Annotated in this window: 24 protein-coding genes; all 24 read right to left on the bottom strand. The window is 51.7% G+C overall.

Translation table 11 applies throughout. The features are described 5' to 3' along the window. Position 1: 1 nt before the first annotated feature. Positions 2–997, bottom strand: coding sequence for a beta-ketoacyl-ACP synthase III (locus C0977_RS08650; RefSeq protein ID WP_023053705.1), 996 nt, complete (start codon positions 995–997; stop codon positions 2–4). Continuing rightward, positions 981–2,003 carry a phosphate acyltransferase PlsX gene (plsX, locus tag C0977_RS08645; protein WP_101913105.1) on the bottom strand — a complete coding sequence of 341 codons (1,023 nt, stop codon included), beginning with the start codon at positions 2,001–2,003 and terminating at the stop codon, positions 981–983. Before plsX ends, C0977_RS08650 begins: the two co-directional genes overlap by 17 nt. A gap of 16 nt (positions 2,004–2,019) precedes the next feature. Continuing rightward, positions 2,020–2,562: a transcription factor FapR gene (fapR, locus tag C0977_RS08640; protein ID WP_023053669.1), complete on the bottom strand. Its 543-nt coding sequence runs from the start codon at positions 2,560–2,562 to the stop codon at positions 2,020–2,022. 151 nt (positions 2,563–2,713) lie between these two features. Then, positions 2,714–2,944, bottom strand: coding sequence for a YdbC family protein (locus tag C0977_RS08635; protein WP_023053707.1), 231 nt, complete (start codon positions 2,942–2,944; stop codon positions 2,714–2,716). Between the two features lie 106 nt (positions 2,945–3,050). Then, positions 3,051–3,887: a YitT family protein gene (locus C0977_RS08630; protein WP_101913104.1), complete on the bottom strand. Its 837-nt coding sequence runs from the start codon at positions 3,885–3,887 to the stop codon at positions 3,051–3,053. Then, complete coding sequence (locus tag C0977_RS08625; RefSeq protein WP_101913103.1) at positions 3,884–4,300, bottom strand: hypothetical protein; 417 nt, start codon at positions 4,298–4,300, stop codon at positions 3,884–3,886. Before C0977_RS08625 ends, C0977_RS08630 begins: the two co-directional genes overlap by 4 nt. 13 nt (positions 4,301–4,313) lie before the next feature. Further along, a complete protein-coding gene (locus C0977_RS08620) occupies positions 4,314–5,555 on the bottom strand; it encodes a DUF3084 domain-containing protein (RefSeq protein WP_023053663.1) in 1,242 nt (413 codons plus the stop codon). A 147-nt stretch (positions 5,556–5,702) separates the two neighbouring features. Further along, positions 5,703–6,791, bottom strand: a complete 1,089-nt coding sequence (locus C0977_RS08615) for an LptF/LptG family permease (protein ID WP_023053373.1) — start codon at positions 6,789–6,791, stop codon at positions 5,703–5,705. 18 nt (positions 6,792–6,809) lie between these two features. After that, a complete protein-coding gene (gene lptB, locus C0977_RS08610) occupies positions 6,810–7,529 on the bottom strand; it encodes an LPS export ABC transporter ATP-binding protein (RefSeq protein WP_023053371.1) in 720 nt (239 codons plus the stop codon). 15 nt (positions 7,530–7,544) lie between these two features. Next, entirely contained in the window at positions 7,545–8,273 is a 729-nt protein-coding gene (locus C0977_RS08605; protein ID WP_101913102.1) for an LptA/OstA family protein, read from the bottom strand. Beyond that, a complete protein-coding gene (gene lptC, locus C0977_RS08600) occupies positions 8,270–8,830 on the bottom strand; it encodes an LPS export ABC transporter periplasmic protein LptC (protein ID WP_101913101.1) in 561 nt (186 codons plus the stop codon). Before lptC ends, C0977_RS08605 begins: the two co-directional genes overlap by 4 nt. Beyond that, on the bottom strand, positions 8,831–9,745 hold the full coding sequence (locus tag C0977_RS08595; protein WP_101913100.1) for a lysophospholipid acyltransferase family protein: 915 nt from the start codon (positions 9,743–9,745) through the stop codon (positions 8,831–8,833). Between the two features lie 19 nt (positions 9,746–9,764). Next, positions 9,765–10,298 carry a KdsC family phosphatase gene (locus C0977_RS08590; RefSeq protein ID WP_023053366.1) on the bottom strand — a complete coding sequence of 178 codons (534 nt, stop codon included), beginning with the start codon at positions 10,296–10,298 and terminating at the stop codon, positions 9,765–9,767. Beyond that, complete coding sequence (locus C0977_RS08585) at positions 10,298–11,269, bottom strand: KpsF/GutQ family sugar-phosphate isomerase (RefSeq protein ID WP_023053392.1); 972 nt, start codon at positions 11,267–11,269, stop codon at positions 10,298–10,300. Before C0977_RS08585 ends, C0977_RS08590 begins: the two co-directional genes overlap by 1 nt. A 10-nt stretch (positions 11,270–11,279) precedes the next feature. After that, positions 11,280–12,119: a 3-deoxy-8-phosphooctulonate synthase gene (kdsA, locus tag C0977_RS08580; RefSeq protein WP_023053361.1), complete on the bottom strand. Its 840-nt coding sequence runs from the start codon at positions 12,117–12,119 to the stop codon at positions 11,280–11,282. Beyond that, on the bottom strand, positions 12,116–12,856 hold the full coding sequence (gene kdsB / locus C0977_RS08575) for a 3-deoxy-manno-octulosonate cytidylyltransferase (protein ID WP_101913099.1): 741 nt from the start codon (positions 12,854–12,856) through the stop codon (positions 12,116–12,118). Before kdsB ends, kdsA begins: the two co-directional genes overlap by 4 nt. Continuing rightward, a complete protein-coding gene (lpxK, locus tag C0977_RS08570; protein WP_159459053.1) occupies positions 12,853–13,986 on the bottom strand; it encodes a tetraacyldisaccharide 4'-kinase in 1,134 nt (377 codons plus the stop codon). Before lpxK ends, kdsB begins: the two co-directional genes overlap by 4 nt. A gap of 5 nt (positions 13,987–13,991) precedes the next feature. Continuing rightward, entirely contained in the window at positions 13,992–15,332 is a 1,341-nt protein-coding gene (locus C0977_RS08565; RefSeq protein WP_200814255.1) for a 3-deoxy-D-manno-octulosonic acid transferase, read from the bottom strand. Beyond that, positions 15,329–17,086 carry an ABC transporter ATP-binding protein gene (locus C0977_RS08560; protein WP_101913097.1) on the bottom strand — a complete coding sequence of 586 codons (1,758 nt, stop codon included), beginning with the start codon at positions 17,084–17,086 and terminating at the stop codon, positions 15,329–15,331. The genes C0977_RS08565 and C0977_RS08560 overlap by 4 nt, the downstream gene beginning before the upstream one ends. Continuing rightward, positions 17,073–18,224 carry a lipid-A-disaccharide synthase gene (gene lpxB / locus C0977_RS08555; RefSeq protein WP_101913096.1) on the bottom strand — a complete coding sequence of 384 codons (1,152 nt, stop codon included), beginning with the start codon at positions 18,222–18,224 and terminating at the stop codon, positions 17,073–17,075. The genes C0977_RS08560 and lpxB overlap by 14 nt, the downstream gene beginning before the upstream one ends. Before the next feature lie 11 nt (positions 18,225–18,235). Beyond that, the gene (locus C0977_RS08550) at positions 18,236–19,048 is read right to left on the bottom strand and encodes an LpxI family protein (RefSeq protein ID WP_023053388.1); all 813 of its coding nucleotides are present in this window, start codon (positions 19,046–19,048) and stop codon (positions 18,236–18,238) included. Positions 19,049–19,181: 133 nt separating this feature from the next. Further along, the gene (lpxA, locus tag C0977_RS08545) at positions 19,182–19,988 is read right to left on the bottom strand and encodes an acyl-ACP--UDP-N-acetylglucosamine O-acyltransferase (RefSeq protein WP_101913095.1); all 807 of its coding nucleotides are present in this window, start codon (positions 19,986–19,988) and stop codon (positions 19,182–19,184) included. A 180-nt stretch (positions 19,989–20,168) separates the two neighbouring features. Beyond that, positions 20,169–20,615 carry a 3-hydroxyacyl-ACP dehydratase FabZ gene (gene fabZ / locus C0977_RS08540; protein ID WP_023053385.1) on the bottom strand — a complete coding sequence of 149 codons (447 nt, stop codon included), beginning with the start codon at positions 20,613–20,615 and terminating at the stop codon, positions 20,169–20,171. Continuing rightward, a complete protein-coding gene (gene lpxC / locus C0977_RS08535) occupies positions 20,612–21,460 on the bottom strand; it encodes a UDP-3-O-acyl-N-acetylglucosamine deacetylase (protein WP_023053394.1) in 849 nt (282 codons plus the stop codon). Before lpxC ends, fabZ begins: the two co-directional genes overlap by 4 nt. Between the last annotated feature and the right edge of the window lie 25 nt (positions 21,461–21,485).

The following is a 21,485-nucleotide window of genomic DNA, read 5'->3' as shown; positions in this document are numbered from 1 at the left end:
ATCAATACCATTTCATGATGATGCTGGCCCAGGTAAGGCCGGCACCGAATCCGTCTAAACAAACGATATCGCCCCGCTTCATCATGCCCTTGCGATTGGCTTCGTCCAAGGCGATGGGAATGGAGGCTCCCGACGTGTTGGCATAACGTTCAATATTGACATATACCTTATCCATCGGTACATGCAGCCGCTTAGCCGCCGATTCGATAATTCGGATATTGGCCTGGTGAGGAACCAGAACATCAATATCTTCCTTTTTCAGTTCCGCCCTTTGCAGCGCCAGTTCAGCGGCATGAGGCATGGCCTTGACGGCAAACTTATACACTTCCTGGCCGTTCATGACGGCATAAGCCGAACCGTCTTCACGCATGGCATCCGTAATGGGCGTTTCAATCCCGCCTGTCGGCACCGTCAAAAAGTCCCCGCCGGTTCCGTCGGCGCCCATAGCGCTGCTGAGGATACCGTAACCTTCAGGCACTCTGCCGATAACGGCGGCGCCGGCGCCGTCTCCGAAAAGAACGCACGTCGAACGGTCTTTCCAGTTGATGACGCGGGAAAGGACTTCCGCTCCGATGACGAGGATCGTATCATAATACCCGTTTTCAATGAATTGAGACGCAATTGTCGATCCGTATGCAAATCCCGAACAGGCAGCTTCCAAATCAAATGCCGCCGCATTGACAGCGTGAAGCTCCGCCTGAACCAGGCAAGCCGTAGACGGCGTAGAACGGTTCGGCGTCAACGTGCAGACGATGATCAGATCGATCTCTTCCGGCGCGATTCCGGCCATCGTCAAAGCTTCCCTGGCCGCGCCTACGGCCAAATCCGACGTATTGACGCCGTACGGAGCAACATGCCGTGCACCGATGCCCGTTCGCGACCGAATCCATTCATCAGATGTATCCATCATTTTTTCCAGATCTTTATTGGTCCAAACTTGATCGGGCACACAGTGACCTGTCCCGAGAATACCCGCTGGTCTAGCTTTCACTATCATATTGTTCTCCTTCTTCTTCTATGCTGCTGCGTATATGACCGACGACATCCTGATCGACAAGTTCACCGGCTACACGTACAGCACGTTTTATCGTTTTCGCCTTCGATGAACCGTGGCAGATAATAAAACTGCCGTCGACTCCCAACAAAGGCGCGCCGCCGTATTCTGTAAAGTCCAAGCGTTTGCCCAGCTTTTTCAGGGCCGGATAAACAGCCAAGGCGCCGAGCTTGGCGATAAAACCGCCGTGTTTTATTGCCTCCTTGACCAACTGGATGATAAACATGGCGATGCCTTCGGCAAACTTAAGTATTACGTTGCCGACAAAGCCGTCACAAACGACGACATCGACCTTTCCCTCGGTAATATCCCGTCCCTCCACATTGCCGTAAAAAGAAATCGTCTTTACTTTCTCGAGCATGGGATAGGTGGCCTGGGCAAGCTCGTTGCCCTTTGAAGCCTCTTCACCGATATTGAGAAGCCCGACGCGCGGTTCGCCAATTCCCAGAATATACTTGGCATAATGCGTCCCCATAATAGCGCCCTGCACCAGGTGCTTCGGCTTGCTGTCCGAATTGGCTCCTGAGTCCAGCAAAACCGTAATACCCTTCTTCGACGGAATCGGCGTCGCGATACAGGGCCGTTCAATCCCCCTGATCCGCCCCAATCCCAAAAGGGCCGCCGTAACGGCGGCGCCGGTACTGCCGGGTGCTACGACGGCAGCACATACGCCCTCTTTTACCAAGCGAGTCGCTACAACAATGGAAGCATCTTTCTTTTTGCGAATTGCCTGCGCCGGATGTTCTCCCATTTCGATGACTTCACCGGCATGAACGACAGCGAGACGCTCACTTTCTTTCGCGCCGTACTTCTTCAAGACTTGTCTTATCTTCGTTTCATCACCGACAAGAACAACATCATAGTCATACGATTCGACGGCGTCGATCGCACCGAGAACAACCTGCTCCGGCGCGTAATCGCCCCCCATAGCATCTACAGCTATTTTCATACCCTTCCAACTCCCATTAATCTAAAGACTCTATGATAAACTTAGCGCGAAAAACTTCTTTGGCGCTCTTGCGAATTTTCACCCACACATAATGCTTTTGATCCCGCCGGCGGATGACTTCCGCTTTCGCCACCAGCTTATCGCCGACGGTTACAGGCTGTTTATATTTGATATTGCCTACGGCAACAATGCAAAGCGGTAAGTTCAGTACTGCCCGCGTCAGTGAACTGGCCTGCGTATATAAATACTGCGAACGCACAATACGCGCCTCATCAACCATATCCTCCGTCGCCGTGAGAATGGAAATGGCATTTTTACCGACAGTGCAGTCGACAAGCTCGCCCATGACCGCTGACGCGTCCTTTCGCGGCTGCGCCGCTTCAGCCCGTTGTTTGATGCGGATGCGAAGCTCCGGAATCCCCAGGGCCATGCGATCGAGACGTACAGTCGCAATGCTGACGGAGAATTCATCAGCCAATTCTTCATCGTTGATGAAAGGATTCTCTTCTATTCGTTTTTTCAACAGCATGTGCCGCTTGTCCCGAGCTATGCGAACCATCATACCACCTGTGTTTATGACCAAGTATTAATAGTACATGTTATTATTGAATTATATAATGTTTCTGTCCCTTTGGCAAGGAATACTAAAAAAAGTATGCTGTCCGAATATTCTGATTTAGAATCTTCCCAACAGCATACCCATCCCTTCCTCAATAGGCGTCGAAATCAATTTCATTCAATACGTCCCGAAGCTTCATCAATTCTTCTTTCGTCAACGTAATCCCCTTTGTCATGGCCTGATAGTCAGGATCCCAGGAGCGCAGGTCAAACTTGGGCGCCCGGTTATTCCAACTGATATACGTAAGCTCTTTACGCCAGCCGTCTTTATTCTCCGACAAGGTTCCGCATACATCTTCAATATTAAAATTCAACTGTGCCATCTTATTCCTCCTAAATCCCACCAGGTATACTGCTAATCTATATATAGTATGATAACTTGTAATTCTTTTCTATAATAGCAAATATATGAATTCTGTCAACTGAGAATCACGGATGACTGCGCCGTCGAAAAAGCCCGCCTTGCGCTTCCTGAATCGGAAACACGGAAATGAACGCATTCTCATCAATCCGATTGACCGCATTGCGGAGCTGCATGATCTCCAATCGGGACACGACACAGTATAAAATCAACGTTTTCTGCCGGCTGTAAGCGCCTTCACCATACAACAAGGTGACGGCACGATGCAGGTCCTGGGTGATACAGCGGGAAACTTCATCATTCTTGGACGTCACGATGAAGAGCCCCTTCATTTCATCAAGCCCGTTCGTCACGACGTCTATCATCTTGTACGCAATAAAATAGGCGACCAGCGAATACATTGCGCTGTCCCAGGAAAAAACGAATCCCGAACTGCCTAGGATAAAGAGGTTGAAAAACATAATAATTTCACCGACGGAAAAGGGAATGTGTTTATCGGCAATGATAGCCATAATCTCCGTACCGTCCAGTGATCCGCCCCAACGGATAATCAGGCCGACGCCGAGACCGATGATAATGCCGCCGAAAATCGTGGACAAGAAGGGATCCGCCGTAAGCGGATCGTAATGAAAAAAATTGTTCCACAACGACAGACACAGGACGGCAAAGAGCGACGCCAACGTAAAATGCACGCCGATCTTATGGTAGCCGATGACGAAGAACGGTATATTCAGCAAAACGATGAAAACGCTGAAGCTGATGCCCATCAGGTGCGCAGCCATCAGCGCAAGGCCGACGACGCCGCCGTCAATGACGTGATTCGGTACCAAAAACACATCGAGACCGATCGTATAGATCAATGCGCCGAAAGCCAAGCCGACGGCTCTGAGCAAATATGCAATCATAGTTTCTCTCCCCTCTGCCGCAGATAACGGAGTCCGATAATCCAGGCCACGAAATCGTCGACAGGTTCCGGAGGGTATTGCAACGACAGCGGCCAGAAGCGGCGCCAACCGCGGCGCGGCGTGTATTTCCAATAAAGAGCGCGCCCTTCAACAGTTGTAAATTTCTCGTCCACCAGGGCAAAAGCGATCTCCCGTCCGCCGTCGTGAATCCACTGCTCCGCCACGGGCTGCAGCCGTCTGTGATTCGTTCCGTCGCCCATGACCATAGCTGTAAAACGATAACCTGTATATATCCTGTCAAAAACCTCTCGCAACTTTACAGTCGCTGCAATCTCTTTGTGCAGCAATGCGCCGTCGTCTCCCACGACGGCAATGCCTGTTTTCTCAGATCCCGGATCAATTGCCAATATCATTGCCAGCCCTCACTCAAAAACGTTCCGAATCGACGTCGATCGTAATATCTAGCGGCCCTGCCGTATAAACGTCGGCGGCGGCGATGGCACGAAGAATGACATGCCGTCCTTCAGCCCCCTTGATACGCGCTATCGTATCAAACATTTTCGCCGCCGTAAGAGCACCTACATTGCCTGTCAGCGGATCCGGCAACAACCCGGCTGCCTGCGCTTTCTGATTGACATTGTGAAGGAAATGAATGACCTGGTATTCCGCTTGTCCCTGTATCTCACTGCTGTCGATTCGTTCTTCAAAAACGACGTCGCCGCGATGGTAAATCAAATTGTTCGTATACACCGCCACATGAACCAATGCCGGTTCGCCGAGAATAATATTGCCGGCAGCCGTAACGCGGACGAGTTTCTGTCCCGTTTCCGCCTGACTCAACTGTTTGACGACAGCATCGAACTCTTCCTGAGAAATGTACAATAAAACGGCCTTATCGTCGGTTATCCCCAAATGGAGACGAATTCCCGTATTGATCTGATTCATAACGCTGCTCAGCTTTTCACGCGTCGCCGCTTCACTCTCGCCGGACGGCAAAACAGCGCTGGAAAGAACTTCGCCGACGCGGAAAAGAACCGTCCCCTCCCGGATCGTCGTCACCGATTGATTCAGCAGTTTATTCCGTTCATCCAGGGCCTGTACCGTTTTTGTCAAACGCGCTTTCGTCTCCTCCAACGCGGCGATCTCTTCACGGGAACTCGTCAGATTCCGCGTCGCTTCATCGTAAGCGACCTGCACCAAATCAAGCTGCCTGCCCATATCATCACGAGCCGTCTGTGCCTGATCCAGATCGAGCAGCGTCAAGCGAAGTTGTTCGTTGGCGCCGTCCAACTGGGTTTCCTGCAATTCCAACAGCGCCTCATTCTGTGCTAGCAGTTCATTCTTCTCCGTCATCTCCCTGCCGAGCAACTGCGCCTGCGATAACAAGCGATCCCGTTGTTCTTCCAACGCCGCTTGCTGTTGCCGCAGCTGTTCCATACCGAAAAGAGCGATACGGACGTTTTCCGACAATACGGACATAACGCCCAGCGTCACGGCGGAAATACTGATGCCCGTCAAAATGGTGATCAGAATAGATGTATATTTAGGGCGAAGCCCGAATAATTTGATCTTGCGCTTACCGACTCGGGAACCGATTTTATCGCCCAAATAGGCAATAACGCCCCCCATAACGGCCAAGACAAAAAGCATGGTAATTCCGTATGCCATGATACACCCCCTGTACATGCAATCTGCGTAATGATCGTCTCTGTCTGCATTTTATTATACATTAATTATGTATGATAATAAAGCTCTTCCCTTATACGAAAAAAGATGTATCCTCTGTGCAAAGATGATACATCTTACATTTCTTCATTATTTTGACTTTTTATATACCAAATAAATACCGGCAATGCCGCAGATGATATCCGGCAGAAAAGCCGCTATCCCGGCAGGTATTTTTCCGCCGTTTCCCAAAGCATTCCCCAGGGTCATGATCGTATAATAAATAAAAATGACGACAACGCTGATACCGAATCCGATCGATGAGCTGCCGCGCTGCTTCTGAAGCCCCAGCGGCGCGCCGACAAAAGCGCAGACCAAACTGGCAAGGGGCATGGAAAAACGATTGTACATTTCCACCTTCATTTTATTCGTATTGACGTCATTTTCTTCCAACAACCTGATCTGTTCCTGCAACTCACGAATTGTCAATTCATCGGGAGACTGCTGCGCGGCGTTGATTTTATTGGGCTTCTGCGAAATCGGCAGGGTCTGATTCCGGAACTTCATCGTCCGCGCCGCCTCCTGGCCGACGGAAACGTCGTAAATGACACCTTCATGCATGACCCACTTTTCGCCGTCCCAATCGGCCCGATCTGCCTTTTCAACACGCATGAGCACGTCATTTTCAAATTCTTGAATCGTAATGTCCCGCAATTCCTTTGACTCGGCATTATATTGTCGGGCATACATCAGGCTGGAAATATCGGAACCCTTGATATTTTTCAAGATAATGTGGTCTTGCGTCGCCGGCGCTACGCTTTTTGTAATCTCTTCGTTAATGATCGTATTATACGCATTATTGGCTTTCGGCACAACATATTCATTAAACGCCGTCGTTCCCAGCGAGATGATAAGCGCCGCAATAAAAACGGGCATGGCCAACCGAATAAAATTCTGTCCTCCCGAACGCATTACGATGATTTCACTGGATCCGGAAAGCCTGCCGAAGGCCATCAATGAGCCCAGTAACACGGACATGGGAAAAGTCACGACGACGATGGACGGCAAGGCTAAGATCAGCACCCGCGCCGCGGCCCAAAGAGACGCGCCGTATTGGTTAATCAAATTGGCGATCCTGTATAGCGTCCCCGTACCGACAAAAACGCTGGTAAACGCACAGACGCCAAACAAAAAAGGACCGATAAATTCTTTTAATATGTATTTGTCTAATATGCGCATATTACCATCCTGTCTGCATTACATCGTAAATTTTTCACCTAAATAAAATTTCCTTGCCAACGGATTTTCGGCGATCATCTGCGGATCGCCTTCCAGAAGGATCTTTCCTTCACTCAGAATATACGCCTTATCGACAATACTTAATGTTTCCCGCACGTTATGATCCGTAATCAAAACACCGATTCCCCGTTTTTTTAAATGGCCGATAACACCTTGGATGTCATTGACCGCCAACGGGTCGATCCCGGCAAACGGTTCATCAAGGAGAATAAACGCGGGATCCATGACGAGACACCGGGCAATTTCCACGCGTCTTCTTTCACCGCCGGAAAGTTGGATTCCCAGTCGGTCACGCAGCCTGGTAATCGTAAACTCTTCCATCAGCGCCGCCGCTTTTTCGCGCTGCTCTTTTTCACTCAGTTCCGTCGTCTGTAACATGGCCAACAGATTTTCTTCCACCGTCAGCTTGCGAAAAATAGAGGCTTCCTGCGGCAAATACCCGATCCCGTAGGCAGCCCGTTTGTGGATAGGCAGACCGGTAATATCATGGCCGTCAATCGTGATCGTTCCCTTGCTGGGATGTTCGATGCCGACGATCATGTAAAAAGTGGTTGTTTTACCGGCTCCGTTCGGCCCCAGCAGACCGACGACCTGCCCTTGTTCGACGCGCAGACTGACGCCGTCTACAACATGCCGTTCTTTATACGTTTTTACGAGTTGGTCGGTCTGAATAAACATGACGACTCCTCCGACTTACGATTCATTAGGAACGATGACGATCGTAGAACGGCTCATGGTCTGTGCAGAGTGGTCTGCCAGCCGAATCTGCACCTTATCGCCAACTAGGGAACTGCCGTTCTGACTTGCCTGCACATTCCCCTGTAAATAGATAACGCCATCATTAACACCCGGCGTCTGCGTATACGTCGCCTGATCGCTGTATGCCGACAGCCGTTCTTGCGGCGATTCGATATGAACATTGCCGGTACCGACGGCTTTAATGCTCTTGAACCAGCCGTCAATATGATCCGCCCACATCTGTGAGCCTTGCGCTTCCAAATATCCGTTCCCCGTAACGACACTGCGGTCCTGGTCCAAGTAATATTCCACTTGATCGCCGTTTACTTTTTTATCCTGGTAAACGCCTTTCACGTCCCCCGTCGCAACGACGTAGTTGCGATTCGTCGAATGCAGCTTATTGGCCGTCAAATGCATGTCCGGCTGCTCTACCGCAACGTTTCCTTCTACATCCGCTTCAGCCGTTTTCAGGTGATAAACGGCCGTATCCCCCGTCATTGTCGTCTGATCGCGAACGATGACGACATTGCCCGACGCCGTAGCGACTTGCGTCTTACCGTCATAGGAAAGCCTGTCGGCCGTAACCGAAATAGACGGTCCCGCCGCCCAAGCGGCTACCAAAGGCACCGTCAGGAACGCGGCAGCCGTTATTGCCTTGTAAATATCGCGCAGCTTTCTTTTCATGTTGTCCCTTCTTCCTTCGTTACCTTGGCATGACCTGTCAAGGTGACGTTATCAAGTGCCGCATTCGTTTCAAACGCATCGCCGGCCAACGTTGTCCCGTCGTGACGGTTGATCGTAACCTTGCCGCCTGAAATTAAACGTGTGCTCATATTATAATATACGGCGCCATCTGTCTGCAATGCATCATTGGCGTCAGTTGTCGCCGCAACGGGCGGTTTGATTTCAATAACCTGCTCATTCCGTCTGACAATGCCCGTTTCGGCATGAATGTGGATTTCCGTCCCATCCGCATCGACAATAACAGCCTGCGGCTTCGTCAAATAAACAGTATTCGTGTCCGTATCAATCTGAATTTTTTCTGCCGTCAAACGCCATACCAGTTGGCCTGCCTGCTGTTCTTCCAGTTCCGATCCCTGAAACTCAACGAGGTGATCCGGTTTCTTTTCATTTCCGTCCGACGACGGCGTCACCAGCAGAAAATACCAAGCAAGTCCCAACAAAATGATTGTACAGCCGAAAAGAAGGGGCATCTTATTTTTTTTCATGTACGCAATCATTCAGTTCTGTTCCTCCGCTTTCTTCTGCAGCGCGACGATCTCTTCCGGAGCCGTGCTCCAACGATGCTGGAACCAAAGCCATTCCGTCGGATGATCCGTAATAAAGGACTCCGTCAAAACCGCCAGCTGCCTCGTAAATGCCGCAATATCGGCTTCTTTGTCGCCTGTATCGCGGTAATACAGCGCTTCACCGATAATGACGCGGTGACGGTGCGATTCATCGTGAATGACAAAGACGGGGACCACAGGAGACTTGAACTGTTTGGCAAACATGGCCGGCCCACGCGGTGTCGAAGCCATTTTGCCGAGAAACACCTGCGGAACGCCATAGAAGCCGCCGTCCTGATCCGCCAAAAAGCCGAGCAGTTTTTTCCGCTTCAGCGCCCTAGCGGCAATGATCATTTCATTGCCGCCGCGGGCAAAGACCTCCAATCCCATGCGCTCCCTGTTTTCATTTAAAAACCGCGTTACCTGGTCATTGGGTTGTTTTTTTACGATCGTCGTCGTCGGATAGCCGTACAACGCCAAAGCGGCACCCATCCATTCCCAATTACCAATGTGTCCGGTCAATACGATAACGCCTTTATTCTCGGCCAGCGCCGCCTCTAATCGTTCAGGATGATCGAGAACGACGTAATCCGAAATAGTTTCCCTTGTCAATCGGGGCGTATACAATATTTCCATCAACGATTGTCCCAGGTTGCGGAACAACTCGTCAATAATTTCATTAGCCCGCTCCTCGCTGCAGCGCAACCCGCGCATGATATGAAAAACGCCGCGCTTCCGCTGCTTTTTCAGGACCTTGCCGATGAGCGGCCTCAACGCTCTGCCCCAGGAGATAATCGTTGAATACGAAAAGAGACAAACAAATTTTCCTATGGCTCGAACGGTATGATATTGCCAACCATTTGACACGATAGCGCTTCCCCTTCCATTACTGCCGCAACGGTGAAAATCCCGAACGGTATCGCTCCAGCACGGCATCCCACTGCGCTTGCTTTTTCAAGATATATTCGACAAACTCCCGTAACGCTCCGTGCCCGCCGGTACGGGTCGAAACCAGTTGCGCCGCTGCCCTTGCCTCAGCGCAGGCGTCGGCAGGCGCACCGGAAAAGGCAACGCCCGACAAAAGCGATAAATCATTCAGATCGTCACCCATATAAGCGACGTCATTGAACGACAACCGTTCTTTTACCAGTATCTTCGCCAACGCACCGTACTTGTCGCCGGCTGCCTGAACGAGGTAATCAATATGCAGATCTGCCGCCCGGCGTTCCACCATCGGCGATTTCCGCCCCGTAAGAAAAACAACTTTCAAACCGGCGGCACGGGCCAAGGAAATCCCCATGCCGTCTCTGGCGGAAAACCCTTTCAAGACATCTCCTTCGGGACCGTAATAAATCGTTCCGTCCGTCAATACGCCATCCACATCAAGGGCCAACAAAGAAATATGCCGCCACGTTTCCATCAGACGACTCCCTGACGAAGCAAATCGGTTACATGTACCATACCGACCGCCTTACCGTCATCATCGACAACGGGCAAAACCGTAATCGGTCGCGGCTGATTTTTTTCCATGATATGCAGTGCTTCGGCGGCTAATTTCCCCTGCGTGATGCACCGCGGATTTTTTGTCATCATCGCATCGACAGGCCATTGCAAGAAATTCGACCCCGTTTCCAGACCGCGACGCACATCGCCGTCCGTTACGAGACCGGCCAGACGGCCGTCGTCATCAATGACGGAAACGGCGCCAAGCCCTTTTTCCGTCATCATGAAAAGGGCATCCTTGACGGTACTGTCTGCTGAAATCAACGGATTGTCCTTGCCCTGGTGCATGACTTTATCGACAGTGAGCAGGAGCTTGCGCCCTAATGCGCCGCCCGGATGAAAGACGGCGAACTGATCCTTCGTAAAATGGTGCCTCGTAAGCAGAACGACAGCCAAAGCGTCACCCAACGCCAGGGCAACGGTCGTACTTGTCGTCGGCGCCAATCCCAAGGGGCAGGCTTCCTTTTCAACGGATGCGTCGAGAACGACATCGGCATTTTTGGCCAATGTCGAATTGTGGCTCCCTACGACGGCAATCAGTCTTGCCCCGATCCGCTTGAGCGACGGCAGAATATTCAAAATTTCCATCGTTTCACCGCTGTTGGAAAAAGCGATGACAATATCTTGCCCCGTAACCATCCCCAGATCGCCGTGAATGCCTTCACCGGGATGAAGGAAAAGAGCCGGCGTGCCGGTACTGGATAACGTCGCCGAAACCTTTCTCGCAATATGACCGGACTTGCCCATTCCGGTGACAATGACACGCCCTTGTGCTTCGAGAATCAGATTGACTGCATTGACAAAGCTTTGGTTCAGCGTCGGAATCAATGCTTCAATCCCCTTGGCTTCCTGGCGCAGAACCTCTTTTGCTTCTTCTAATATATCCACTACTTCCACCTCATTCTTCAGCCGTTTCTTTACTTTGTTGCGCAATTGCATGGATGGCCATGACATCACGCAGCAAATCCTCCACCTGTGTCAGATAGAGCATGTTCGGCCCGTCGCTGAGCGCTTCCTGCGGATTATCATGAACCTCCATAAAAATACCGTCTATGCCGGCGCCGGCAGCAGCTCTCGCCAAAGTTCCTACATACTGGCGCTGCCCTGCCGATTTCGTACCGGCGCCGCCGGGCAGCTGCACGCTGTGCGTGGCGTCGAAAACGACGGGATAGCCGAAAGAACGCATGATCGGAAAACTGCGCATGTCGACGACCAGGTTATGGTACCCCATCGTCACGCCTCGTTCCGTGAGCAGAATATTTTCATTGCCGCCATGCCTTATTTTTTCGACAACATTTTTCATATCTTCCGGCGCCAGGAATTGCCCTTTTTTAACGTTTACACATTTTCCCGTTGCAGCCGCCGCTTCCAAGAGATCGGTCTGGCGGCATAAAAAAGCGGGAATCTGAATAATATCAAGCACCGCCGCCGCCGGCTTGGCCTGTTCCGCTCCGTGAATGTCGCTGACGACGGGAACCTGCAATTCCTCTTTGATTTCTTGCAGTATGCTTAACCCTTCAGCCAGTCCGGGGCCCCTGTATGACGTGTGCGAAGAGCGGTTCGCCTTGTCGAAAGAAGCTTTAAACACATAGGTCAATCCCAAATTTTCACAAATCGCTTTCATCGCCTTGCCGATCTTCAACGTACGTTCACGGCCTTCAATGACGCAGGGCCCGGCCATTACGAACAGCTTGCCGTCATGGCCGACGTTTATACGGCCTATATGTACACCTTTCATGCCTTTTTCTCCTTTGCAAAATACGCTCGAATCCGCTGTAAGTCTTCCGGCGTATCAATACCGATAAACCGATGCGCCGTTTTGATCACTTTAATCTTATAACCATTTTCGAGAACCCGCAACTGTTCCAGCGATTCAGCTGATTCTAACGGCGTTGGCGCCATGTTTGCATATTTCAGCAAAAAATCGCGTCCATAGGCATAAATACCGATATGCTTACATGGTCTGCTTCCCGCCGTATAGGGGTTCCTGCCGTAGGGAATCAGCGATCGGGAAAAGTAGAGAGCTTCTCCGCAACAGTTGGTGACAACTTTGACGGCGCCGACATCGTCATACTCCTCTTCGGCCAGCGGTGTCGCTACCGTTGCCATCGTAAGGGACGCATCCTCTTCAAAAGCACGGCACAATGAAGAGATTACATCAGCCGTGATCAGCGGCTCGTCACCCTGAACGTTGACGATGACGTCGGCGTCCGGAAAGTGTCCGATCGCCTCTGCCAGACGATCGGTTCCGTTCGTATGGTCTTCGCGCGTCATGACAGCCTTGCCGCCGAATGAGACGACGCAATCATAGACGGACGGAGCATCTGTCGCGACGATGACGTCCGAAAGACACGCCGCCTGTTTCGCCTGTTCATAGACACGCTGAATCATCGGTTTGCCGGCAATGTCCAGCAACGGCTTTCCCGGCAGGCGCGTCGATGCGTAACGTGCCGGAATGATGCAGATAAATTTCATGACATATCCTCCATCGTACGTTTCAATAGTTTTTCCAATTCCTTACGGCCGGCGATGATCTCGATTTCAATGCCGAGCACGTACAGCTCGATTTCGTGTTCCATAATGAAGGTTCCGTCCATCTTTACGGCATCTTTCTCCGTCGTTACCAGGACGGCTTTTTTTTCGGCAGCAACAGCGGCGGCCTGCAGCAGGTCGTCGGACCCGTACCGATGATGGTCGGGAAAACGCACGGTATGGCGCACTTCATACTCCATTTCCCGAAGCGTTTCTTCAAAGGATGTCGGATTTCCCAAAGCCGACAACGCCACGACGCCGCTATCTTCGGAAAGCGAGCCGGCTGCGTTGCCCTGCAGCCAATCCGCAAAGGGCACGCACCACTTCGGTTTATGCACGGCCTCGGCAATGGGGGCCTCCTGATTGTAATGACGCAAAAGGGTATAAATTTTTTCTTTATCTTCCTCGTCGGCAATATCGGCTTTCGTGATGATGAAAATATCGGCGCGCTCCAATCCTTCCAACGGTTCCCGCAGGCTGCCGCGCGGCAGCACTTCCCCGTTACCGACAGGATCGGTGCCGTCTATCAGAACGATGTCCAAATTCCGGCCGAGCTGCCAATGCTGATATCCGTCGTCAAGCAACAGAACCTGTGCATGAAAATCGCGAATCGCCTTGCTGCCGGTTTGCCCTCGGTTTTTACCGACCAGGACGGGGACGCCGGGCAGACTTCTCGCCAACAGGCAGGCTTCATCACCGCCATCTTCAGGCGTAAGGAAAACTTGCCTGCCGTCTGAGACGACGGCGCCTTTTTTTTCGCCGGCAGATCGATATCCCCGATTCAGAACGGCGAGGCGGTACCGTTCCCGTTGCAACCATTTGGCGATCCAGCAGGCCATCGGCGTTTTTCCTGTGCCGCCCATCGTAATATTGCCGATACTGATAACCGGAACAGGCAGAGACTGCGTTGTCCGTTTTCCCGAGACATAGGCGGCATACCGCTTCCGAACACCGTGCTCATATACCTTGGAAACGAACTCCAGCAGTGTTAACACCGCTTTTTCCGGTATCGTATGATTTGCCCCGTTGATCAGGGACAGATACCAATCCGCTATTGATTGCTGCACAGACATTTTTTTCATCTCCACAATTGCAGATCACTTAACAACCGTTGTAGCTCTTGTAAATTGCGAGCCGTCGCACCTTGATTCTCCCTGACGACGGAGAGACAGCTGGCCTTCATCCGGTCAGCCCGCAACCTGTCAGTCAGGATATCGAGACAGGTTGCGATAAATTCCGTTTCATTCTGCACCATGACACAGGCGCCGCGACTGCTCAACAGTTCGAATATTTCAACAAAATTGAACATATTCGGACCGACGACGATCGGTTTGCCGTGCGCTGCCGGTTCCAGAATATTATGACCGCCGACACGAACCAGGCTGCCGCCGACAAAAATCAGATCGCCTAAACTGTACACACGTCCCAACTCGCCGATCGTATCGAGCAGGATACCGTCATACGGTCCGGACGGAAGCTTTCCCTTCTGCATATCGCTCCGCTTGGCCATGGAAATACCATACCGCAATCCTTCATCATGGATGATATCGGCCTGATATACGTACCGCGGCGCAATAATCAGGCGCGCTTCAGGGAAATTCTCGCGCACGCGGCTGAAAGCTTTGTATACAGCGCCGTTCTCTCCTTTGTGCGTACTACCGGCAATCATGATCGGATACGGGTTGTCGGGAAACCCGAATTCGCGCAACAGTTTTTTCTTTTCTTCTGCCGTCACAATACCGTAGGTCTGATCATATTTCGTATTCCCCGTGATAACAACCTTTTCCGCCGCCGCGCCGATAGAAATGATATAGTCGGCATCGATCCGGCTCTGCATGCAAAAAACGCGGATCGTAGACAAAACACGGCGCGTAAAAAACGTGATGATGCGATATCGTTTGGCGCTCCGCACGCTGATGCGGCCGTTCATCATCATGACGGGAATATGCTTGTGCGCCGCAATGCGCAGAAAATTGGGCCATATCTCCGTCTCCACCAAAACGATAACCTTCGGTTTGACGATATTCAATATTCTGTTGGTAAAATACGGCAAATCGAGAGGAAAGTACAAAATCCCGTCAGCGCTGTCTATGATTTGGTGTGCCATGCGGAACCCCGTCGCCGTAACGACGGATACGATGAGAATCTCCTCCGGGTGATCGCGCCGGATCTCCCGGACAATCGGGCTGGCAGCCACTATCTCGCCGACAGAAGCCGCATGAATCCAGATCGCCTGACGATTGGCGATTTTCTGTTTCAAATCGGCGGGCAAATAACCGATGCTCTGTTTAATACGCTGATAAAAGCCTTCTTCCTTGACCAGTCTGTAAATCAGTACCGGTATCAACGAGGCCCAATACATGACCAACAGCATATTATAAAGCCAGTAAAGAGACTTTGCTTTCAAATTAGATATCATACTGCTTCCTCTGTACTTTTGTTGAACTGGACGGCATACAGGCTGGCGTACAGCCCTTGCCGCGCCAGCAAATCATCATGCGTTCCCATTTCCGCAATACGGCCATGATCGATAACGACAATTTTGTCGGCATTGCGAACCGTACTCAGGCGATGCGCGATGACAACGGCTGTACGCCCTTGCATCAGTCGATCTAAAGCTGCCTGAACGATTTTTTCGCTTTCCGTATCTAGCGCCGACGTCGCTTCGTCCAGAATCAGGATCCGCGGATTCTTTAAAATGGCTCTGGCAATAGCGATACGCTGCCGCTGGCCGCCGGAAAGAGCGCTGCCGCGGTCGCCGACAACGGCGTCATAACCGCCGGGCAACTCCATAATGAACTCATGCGCATTAGCAGCTTTTGCCGCGGCGACGACCTCCGCAGCGGCAGCGTCAAGCCGTCCGTAAAGGATGTTTTCCCGTATCGTGGCGTTGAAAAGCATCGTCTCCTGCGGCACCAGACCAATCTGATTGCGCAGCGATGAAAACGTGACGTCTCTGACGTCGATACCGTCGATCCGCAAGGCTCCGGCCGTGACATCATAAAAGCGCGGCAGCAAATTGGCTACCGTCGACTTGCCGGCGCCGCTGGGCCCGACCAGGGCAACCACTTCACCCGGTGCGACGGACAGATCGAAATGATTCAGCGCCAAGTGCTCCTGATCATAAGCGAAAGATACGCAATCGAACTCGATTCGCCCCTGTACAGTTGCCAGCGTGACGGCATTTTCCTTCTCCTTGACGTCGGCAGTCGTATCCAACGTTGCAAAGACTCTGTCGGCAGCTGCCAGGGATTTCTGGATATCACCGTAAATCTCACTGATTCGCCGCACCGGATTCGCTAAATTAATGGCATAAATCAAAAAAGCAATCAACGCGCCTGCCGTCATTTTCCCTTCAATAACGCTCATGCCGCCGTACCAGATGATACCGGTGACGGCAATGGCGGCAAAAAATTGGATGAACGGTGTCAGCATGGAAGTCAGCTTCGTCGTTTTCATCAGGGCCCAGAAATTATTGTCATTCTGCACCATAAAACGCCTGATCTCAAAATCTTCACGATTGAAGGAGCGGATAATCCGAATGCCCGAAATCGCTTCTTCCAACAGCGACGTAATATCCGCCATCTTGCCCTGCACCTCGTGGCCAGCCCGGCGCAGACGGCCGCCGAAAAAATTGATCGTCACGACGACGAGGGGAACAATGACCAAGGTCAGCAGTGTCAACTTCCAGTACAAATAAACCATGGAGATCAGCGAGCCGATGAGAATGACTGCTTCCTGAACGAAAGAGATCAAATTCCCGGCAATCGCCGTCTGCAGCGCCGTGACATCATTCGTCAAATTGCTCATGATATCGCCCGTCTTGCGCCTGTCATAGTAGGATAACGACAGGGTTTGCAGGTGACGGTACAGTTTTTCGCGGATATCATTGACAATTTTCTGCCCGACATAGCTCATTAAATACCGCTGTCCGAAATAGAAGAAACCGCGCAGGAAAAAAAGAATCAAAATACCGATGACGATCAGGTTCAGCGTATATACATCTTTGTTTGCCAGGACCTTGTCAATAACATCCTTGATCAGCCACGGCACGACGACGTTGCTCAAGCCGGAAAAAGCCATACAGACAACGGCGATAGTCAGCCGTTTGGTATATGGTTTAACAAAGGCCAACAGCCTTTTGTAGCTTTGCCAGCTGTTATATTGTTCCATCCAGAGATTTCTCCTTTATGAATCGTAAAATGGCGGCAGCAGTTCGTTCCATCGAGCCGCCTTCCCCCATTTCCGCTCTGACTGCGGCCAAAGCCTTGACGGCAGTCTGCCGCTGCGTCTCATGCTGCAATAGCGGAACGACGGCGGCGGCAATATTCTCACCGGTCACTTCGTCCTGCCAGAGCTCCGGTATAATGCGGCGGCCCATAATAATATTGGGCAAACCGATACTTTCGATGTGCACCAGTATCTTGGACAAGGCATATGACAAGGCTCCGATCCGGTAAACCAACAACGTCGGCACTGCCATCAAGGCCGTCTCCAAGGTTGCCGTTCCGGAAGCCACGACAGCGGCGCTACTGATCTGCATCATGTCATACGTATGATCCTCTCCGATATGTACCGCCAGACCGCTCGCCGCAACGAGGTCCCGCAAAATACCGCCGTCAATCGTCGAAGCCCGCGGCATGATAAACTGGACCTCCGGGACAGCTTCGGCGATCAGCTTCGCTCCTTCCAACATCGTCGGCAACAGCCCAGTCACCTCCTGCATCCGGCTGCCCGGCATGAGGAGAACGACGGGCTTGTCCGCAGAAAGACCGAAATACGCATAAGACGCCGCTTTTGTCAGCGCAGGGCGGACGGTGTCTAAAAGCGGATGCCCCGTATAGATAACGTTGGCTCCGATGGCCCGATACAGATCCGCTTCAAAAGGAAAAAGGGATACGGCCAGATCCGTATATTTGGCAATAACGGGTCCGCGGCCCTTCTGCCAGGCCCAAATCGTCGGTAAGATGTAATAAATGACCGGTATACCGGCGGCTTTCGCCTTCTTGATCAGGCGCATGTTAAAACCGGGATAATCGATACAGACCAAGGCATCCGGTCTTTCTTCCGCCATCAATTTGACGAGGAAGGAACGGAGCCGAAAGAAAAAGGGGATTTTTTTGATAATTTCACCGATACCGATAAAACCGAGATTCTTGATATCGTAACGGATATCGACACCGGCCGCAGCCATCTGACTGCCGCCCATGCCGATCAATTCAACCGACGGCTCCAGTTTTTTTAAAGCGCTGGCCAGATTGGCGCCATGAAGATCGCCGGAAGCTTCTCCGGCAGAGAGCATAATTTTCATCTGCGCCGCTCCTACGTCCCGTCGACGGCACAGATGCAGACGCCTTTTTCATTCGCCAGAGACAGCACCGCTTCCTGTTCGACGAAAAGAGTTCGCCCCGCCTCCATTGCCAAAACGGTACAACCGCTTTCCAACATTGACTGCAATGTCGTCCTGCCGACAGCCGGCACATCGAAACGCCAGTCCTGATTCGGCTTGGCGACTTTGACGACGACGGCTCTGCCTCGTCCCAGTTCGCCGCCGCGGCGGATGCAGGCGTCAGTCCCTTCAATCGCCTCGACAGCCATAACGGCCTTCTGCTTAACGACGACGGTCTGACCGATATCGAGTCCGCCGATAGCTTTAGCCGCCGCAAAGCCGAAACGGATATCTTCAGCTTCTTCGGCTGTCGGCCGGCGTTTCGTCAATACTCCGACCGGCGGCAACAACGGTTTCAGATAGGCCGTCTGATCGACGATTTCAATCCCGTCTTTGGCCAGTTCATCAACAATGGCCAACATAATCGTATCGTCCTTGCGATTGTGCAGAGCCGCCAATAATTTGATCGCCCGAAAATCGGGAAATTTCAGACCTCGGAACAGTATTTCCTTCGTCACCTTGCCGATCATCGTGACTTTGGAAACGCCTTCGCCTTTCATGGTCTTAATGATCTTGTCCAATTTGGCCACATTGATCTTATAATATATATTCGCTTCCCTTTCCAGTTCCGGCGCCGTCCCTTCGACAACGGCAATGACGACTACTTCATGCCCCGTCGTCTGGGCTGCGCGCATAAATTCGACGGGAAGGTTGCCGATACCGGCTAAAAGACCGAGCTTTTCCATTTTATCACCTTATGTAATAAAGTTTGCATTTACTTTTACATTATACAAAAAAACTGCGTATCTGTCAGTATCGGCAACCTTCCTTAGCAAAAAAAGACCGGCAAGACAATGCCTTGCCAGCCTTCTGCTCCGCTCATTTTGTGCCGCGGCAAATACCTCGTTCGGCATTGCGCAAAAAGCGCAGAAAATGCTCCACCTCTTCATAACTGTCCAGTTCCTGCTCCATCTCGGTGATAGCTTGCCCCAGATTCAACCCGGAACGATACAAAATGCGGAATGCTTTTTTCAATTCACGCCGCACCGTTTCGGATATGCCGGCGCGGGAAAGGCCGACGCTGTTCAAGCCGATGCAACGAGCCGGCTGCCCATCGGCAATGACAAAAGGAGGAATATCCTGAACGACTTTCGCCAAACCGCCGATCATGCAATTGCGGCCTACTTTGACAAACTGATGAACGCCTGCCATACCGCCGATTACGACACGATCTTCGACGATAACGTGTCCTGCCAGACCGGCGCAATTGCTCATGATGACATGATTGCCGACGTTACAGTTATGCGCAATATGCGTACATGCCTGAAAGAGACAGTCGCTGCCGATCCGCGTTTCTTCGCCTTCACCGGTCGCGCTGCTGACCGTCACAAACTCACGAAATACCGATCTGTCCCCGATGATGACAAAGCTTTTCTCGCCATGATATTTCAGATCCTGCGGCTCGGAGCCAATAGATGCCGACGGAAAAAAGCGGCACTCCTCACCAATCGTCGTCCAGCCGTCGATCGTCACATGGGCCATAATCTCCGTACCCCTGCCTATCTTCACATGAGGTCCGATAACGGCATAAGGTCCGATCTTGACGCCCGGACCGATTTCCGCCTGCGGATCGATAACAGCCGTCGGATGTATGCACTGCACCAGGCTTTCCTTTTCCTCGGTCATTAAAGTCACTCCTCGTTTACTTTTTGTTTCCATGGGAAAGAACAAAAATTTCCATTTCGTATATACTTATACTCCCTGCAAGCTGTTCATTTATACCTGCCAGGAGATCGCAAAATCAGATTATTATCCCATATATACGTCAAGATCAGCCGAATTTCACAAAAATACGGCTTAATACTTCTATTCTTCCGAATCCTGTCCAGGCATCAGCGCAAAAAGATATTCCCCTTCGGCACAAACCGTATCGCCGACCTTACCTATCGCTTTGACTTTTCCCATCATGCCCTTTATCTTAACAATATCGGCACGCATGACGACTTGGTCGCCAGGCCGCACGGGGTGACGGAAACGCAACTTGTCGATCCCCGTAAAGAAAGGGATGAGACCGCGGTTCTCTTCAGGATACAGCAAGGCTACGCCGCCGACCTGCGCCATGGCTTCGGCCAGAAGGACGCCGGGCATGACGGGCTTGCCGGGAAAGTGGCCTTGAAAGAAGAGCTCGTTAAAAGTCGCATTTTTGATGCCGACGGCATATTTCATCGGTTCCAATTCGACGATCCGATCGACTAAGAGCATGGGATAGCGATGCGGCAAAATTTCCATAATATCGGTTACTTCCAAAATCATTTCAATACCTCCTGATCAAGTTCTTCATCAATGGCCTGCGCCAGCAAATTATTCAATTTATGACTTGATTTGACGGCAATGACATGCCCTTTGAGCGGTCTGCCGAGCAACGCCAAATCGCCGATGACATCCAATACTTTATGTCGCACGAGTTCATCGCCGCTGCGCACGCGGGAGAGACATGTCGTCGCATCGTACACAACGACGTTCTCAATTGTGCCGCCTTTGCCGAGCCCCATTTTCCGGAGCATTTCCAATTCCTGCGTGAATGCGATCGTACGGGCAAAGGCGATTTCCCTGATATAGGATTCTTCCGTGACTTCTGCGTCAAAAAACTGGAGCCCCAGCAAGGGATGCGGATTGATAGATGTAAAGGTAATCCGAAATCCGTCATACGGAATAACGGCGACAAATTTGTCCTCTTCCTGGATGATATGCTGCTGCCGTACGACGGCGTACCGTTTTGGCTCCGTCAGGGAGGCAATGCCCGCCCGTCGAATGAGCTCAACGAAATCCCGGCTGCTGCCATCGCCGACCGGCGGCTCGGCGGAATCCATTTCCACGATGCAGTTATCAATTCCCAATCCCTGCAAGGCCGACAGGAGATGTTCCACTGTAAACACCTTCGCCGCTCCCCGTTCCAGGGTCGTCGCCCGCATCGTGTTCGTTACACAGGCAAGCCGTGCCGGTACAGACGGCTTGCCGGGCAGGTCGGTACGGACGAAACAAATGCCCGTATCCGCCGCCGCAGGACGCAGCACCATATGCACGTCCGCCGCCGCATGAAGACCGATGCCGTCATAAGCAACGGAATCAGCTAATGTCGTTTGGACTGAACCAGACATGTAAATCCCTCCTTTCCCCGTTTAT

Origin of the sequence: Megasphaera vaginalis (ex Bordigoni et al. 2020), assembly GCF_900240295.1 — a bacterium.
GTDB lineage: Bacteria > Bacillota > Negativicutes > Veillonellales > Megasphaeraceae > Megasphaera > Megasphaera vaginalis.
The sequence above is the reverse complement of the archived record's forward strand: the minus strand, read 5'-3'. Positions and strand labels throughout refer to the sequence as shown.

Bases quoted from the DNA above. Each gene is read 5' to 3' on its own strand.
- C0977_RS08650 (WP_023053705.1), bottom strand. From the start codon at position 997: ATGATAGTGAAAGCTAGACCAGCGGGTATTCTCGGGACAGGTCACTGT.
- plsX (WP_101913105.1), bottom strand. From the start codon at position 2,003: ATGAAAATAGCTGTAGATGCTATGGGGGGCGATTACGCGCCGGAGCAG.
- fapR (WP_023053669.1), bottom strand. From the start codon at position 2,562: ATGGTTCGCATAGCTCGGGACAAGCGGCACATGCTGTTGAAAAAACGA.
- C0977_RS08635 (WP_023053707.1), bottom strand. From the start codon at position 2,944: ATGGCACAGTTGAATTTTAATATTGAAGATGTATGCGGAACCTTGTCG.
- C0977_RS08630 (WP_101913104.1), bottom strand. From the start codon at position 3,887: ATGATTGCATATTTGCTCAGAGCCGTCGGCTTGGCTTTCGGCGCATTG.
- C0977_RS08625 (WP_101913103.1), bottom strand. From the start codon at position 4,300: ATGATATTGGCAATTGATCCGGGATCTGAGAAAACAGGCATTGCCGTC.
- C0977_RS08620 (WP_023053663.1), bottom strand. From the start codon at position 5,555: ATGGCATACGGAATTACCATGCTTTTTGTCTTGGCCGTTATGGGGGGC.
- C0977_RS08615 (WP_023053373.1), bottom strand. From the start codon at position 6,791: ATGCGCATATTAGACAAATACATATTAAAAGAATTTATCGGTCCTTTT.
- lptB (WP_023053371.1), bottom strand. From the start codon at position 7,529: ATGTTTATTCAGACCGACCAACTCGTAAAAACGTATAAAGAACGGCAT.
- C0977_RS08605 (WP_101913102.1), bottom strand. From the start codon at position 8,273: ATGAAAAGAAAGCTGCGCGATATTTACAAGGCAATAACGGCTGCCGCG.
- lptC (WP_101913101.1), bottom strand. From the start codon at position 8,830: ATGATTGCGTACATGAAAAAAAATAAGATGCCCCTTCTTTTCGGCTGT.
- C0977_RS08590 (WP_023053366.1), bottom strand. From the start codon at position 10,298: ATGGAAACGTGGCGGCATATTTCTTTGTTGGCCCTTGATGTGGATGGC.
- kdsA (WP_023053361.1), bottom strand. From the start codon at position 12,119: ATGAAAGGTGTACATATAGGCCGTATAAACGTCGGCCATGACGGCAAG.
- kdsB (WP_101913099.1), bottom strand. From the start codon at position 12,856: ATGAAATTTATCTGCATCATTCCGGCACGTTACGCATCGACGCGCCTG.
- lpxK (WP_159459053.1), bottom strand. From the start codon at position 13,986: ATGTCTGTGCAGCAATCAATAGCGGATTGGTATCTGTCCCTGATCAAC.
- C0977_RS08565 (WP_200814255.1), bottom strand. From the start codon at position 15,332: ATGATATCTAATTTGAAAGCAAAGTCTCTTTACTGGCTTTATAATATG.
- C0977_RS08560 (WP_101913097.1), bottom strand. From the start codon at position 17,086: ATGGAACAATATAACAGCTGGCAAAGCTACAAAAGGCTGTTGGCCTTT.
- lpxB (WP_101913096.1), bottom strand. From the start codon at position 18,224: ATGAAAATTATGCTCTCTGCCGGAGAAGCTTCCGGCGATCTTCATGGC.
- C0977_RS08550 (WP_023053388.1), bottom strand. From the start codon at position 19,048: ATGGAAAAGCTCGGTCTTTTAGCCGGTATCGGCAACCTTCCCGTCGAA.
- lpxA (WP_101913095.1), bottom strand. From the start codon at position 19,988: ATGACCGAGGAAAAGGAAAGCCTGGTGCAGTGCATACATCCGACGGCT.
- fabZ (WP_023053385.1), bottom strand. From the start codon at position 20,615: ATGATTTTGGAAGTAACCGATATTATGGAAATTTTGCCGCATCGCTAT.
- lpxC (WP_023053394.1), bottom strand. From the start codon at position 21,460: ATGTCTGGTTCAGTCCAAACGACATTAGCTGATTCCGTTGCTTATGAC.